The organism is Roseiarcus sp. (genome assembly GCF_052145395.1).
GTDB lineage: Bacteria > Pseudomonadota > Alphaproteobacteria > Rhizobiales > Beijerinckiaceae > Roseiarcus.
In genome coordinates this window covers 1-2,506 of record NZ_JBKQOT010000613.1, presented here as the reverse complement: position 1 = coordinate 2,506, position 2,506 = coordinate 1, and the positions used below count along the sequence as shown (strand labels likewise).

Annotated in this window: 2 protein-coding genes and 1 pseudogene; all 3 read left to right on the top strand. The window is 65.1% G+C overall.

Annotated elements, in window-relative coordinates:
• A partial coding sequence (locus tag ACLP25_RS21025; protein WP_442471095.1) for an amidohydrolase family protein occupies window positions 1-542 on the top strand: 542 nt, incomplete at its 5' end.
• Window positions 539-1,000 (top strand): hypothetical protein, encoded by a 462-nt coding sequence (locus tag ACLP25_RS21020; protein WP_442471094.1) that lies wholly within the window; start codon window positions 539-541, stop codon window positions 998-1,000. The genes ACLP25_RS21025 and ACLP25_RS21020, both read left to right, overlap by 4 nt.
• 18 nt (window positions 1,001-1,018) lie before the next feature.
• Window positions 1,019-2,506, top strand: a pseudogene (locus tag ACLP25_RS21015) (indolepyruvate ferredoxin oxidoreductase family protein); the annotation flags it as partial.

Sequence of the window (2,506 nt, the reverse complement as noted above, 5' to 3'; positions counted from 1 at the left end):
CGCTCGGCGATTCAAGATTCGACGAGTTTTACGCCGAGGCCGAGGCGACCGACCTTTGCCTGCTGGTGCATCCGCTACACCCTGCCGGGCTCGAGCGGATGGCCGGCCGCCCGCCGCTTGCCGCTGTCGCGGCCTTTCCGCTCGAGACTGCGCTGGCCGCAACCGCCCTTCTGACGCATGGCGTGACCGAGCGCTTTCCACGCCTGCGCATCCTGCTGAGCCACGGCGGCGGAGCGCTGTCGTGGATCCTGCCGCGAATGTCCGCGACCCGCGCGCTCGACCCGACCCTTGCGAACCTGTTTCCGAACGATCCGCGCGAAATGGCGCGCCGGTTTTATTTCGACTCAATCCTCTACGAGGATGCGGCGTTGCGATTCCTGGCGGACGCGGTTGGAACGGAGGCGATCGTGGTCGGATCGGATTATCCCTTCACCATCAGGCAAAGCCGCCCCTCAGCTTACGCCGAGCGGGCGCTCGGCGTCGATGAAGCAGTGTTTCGCGCCAATGCGGAGCGTTGGCTCGGTCCGCGGATCGGTGCATGACGGCGTGCTACGTCCACCGGCAAGGGTGTTCGCTGGGTCCGCTCCCGCCGCGCACCCCCGCTCGGCCAGACCCGCAAGTCCCACGCGAAGCGAATCTGGGTCCCGCGCGATGGGGAAAGATCGGCGCCTTCTATTTCTATGTCCAAGGCTCGAAAGACGACCCGGCCTTCGGCTTTTTCGACATCGAGGTTTCGCTACAGCGCCTGTCCGGGGGCAAGGCTCGCCTCGAAATCTATGCGATTGCAGACGGTTACCAACAGGGCGGCGCATTGGGTTCGCGCCATCCTGTGACCATATCAGTGAAGGACGGGCAGAGAGTCCTCTCGAGCTTCAACTGGACCTTTCCCGATATTCTCGACGGCCACGCCGACCCGCTCACGCACTCCCGCGACATTGATCTCCTCACGGCCGAATGGGAGCGCGTCGACCGAATCGAGTTCGACTTGGCGAACGGCTGAGTCCTTCGGAGTAGCCAAATGGAACGCCTACCGGTCGAGCTCGACGACAAATATCGGCTCGACGCCGAGAGGTTTTACCTGACCGGAACCCAGGCTCTGGTGCGGTTGCCCCTGATGCAACGCGAGCGCGATCGCGCGGCCGGACTTAAGACGGCGGGTTTTATATCCGGCTATCGCGGCTCGCCCCTTGGCAATTACGACAACGCGCTCTGGCGAGCCAAATCCGCTCTGGAGGCACAGGACATCGTGTTCTCGCCCGGCCTCAACGAGGACCTCGCAGCGACGGCGGTTTGGGGCAGCCAGCAGGTCGGATTGTTTCCAGGCGCGAAGGTCGATGGCGTCTTCGGGATCTGGTACGGCAAGGGACCCGGCGTCGATCGCTCAGCCGATGCCCTGAAACACGCCAATTCCGCGGGAACGTCGAAGCATGGCGGCGTCCTGGCCGTCGCCGGCGACGATCACGGCTGCCAATCCTCGACGCTCGCCCATCAGAGCGAGCAGATCTTCTCCGCCGCGATGATGCCCGTGATCAGTCCGGCGAGCTTGCAGGACTATCTCGATCTCGGTCTTCTCGGTTTCGCGCTTTCGAGGTTTTCCGGCTGCTGGGTCGGCTTCAAGGCGGTCTCGGAGACGGTCGAGAGCTCGGCGTCTTTGCGGGCCAACCGTTTAGGGCCCGACATCGTGATCCCCGCGGATTTCGAGGCGCCGCCGGGCGGCCTGTCCATCCGCTGGCCCGATCCGCCGCTCGAACAGGAACGCCGGCTGCACGGGGCAAAGATGCGCGCCGTCGCCGCCTTCGCACGCGCGAACGCCTTCGACCGGATCACGCTCGAGAGCCCCACGCCGCGACTCGGCGTCCTTGCGAGCGGCAAGGCCTATCTCGACCTCCGTCAGGCGCTCGAAGACCTGGGCGTCGACAACGACGCTGCACGCCGGCTGGGTCTGCGCATCTACAAGGTCGGTCTCTCGTGGCCATTGGAGGAAACGGGCGCGCGCCGCTTCGCGGAAGGGTTGAAGGACCTTCTCGTCGTCGAGGAAAAGCGCGGCTTCATCGAGGATCAGCTCGTCCGCATCCTTTACAACATGGAGGCGTCGCGTCGCCCTTCGGTCGTCGGGAAGCGCGACGAACAGGGCGCGCCGCTATTGCCGAGCGAGGGCGAGCTCACGCCAACCCTGGTCGCCTCCGCTCTCCTTTCCCGGTTGCAGAAGCTGGGTCATCGTGAGCCGGCGCTGGAGCAGCGGCTTGCGCGGCTCGAATTGCTCGAGCGCGCTGGCGCCTCCTCGGCCGTCAAGACGCAGCGAACGCCGTTCTTCTGCTCGGGCTGTCCGCACAACTCGTCGACAAAGGTTCCCGACGGAAGCCGCGCGATGGCGGGCATCGGCTGCCACGGCATGGCGATGTACGTGCCGAGCCGTCGCACCGCCACAATAACCCACATGGGGGCTGAAGGCGCCAACTGGATTGGTCAGGCGCCGTTTACCAACGAACCTCACGTCTTCCAGAAC

What these genes read in the sequence shown, in the direction of transcription:
- ACLP25_RS21020 (WP_442471094.1), top strand. Translation starts at nt 539, where the DNA reads ATGACGGCGTGCTACGTCCACCGGCAAGGGTGTTCGCTGGGTCCGCTC.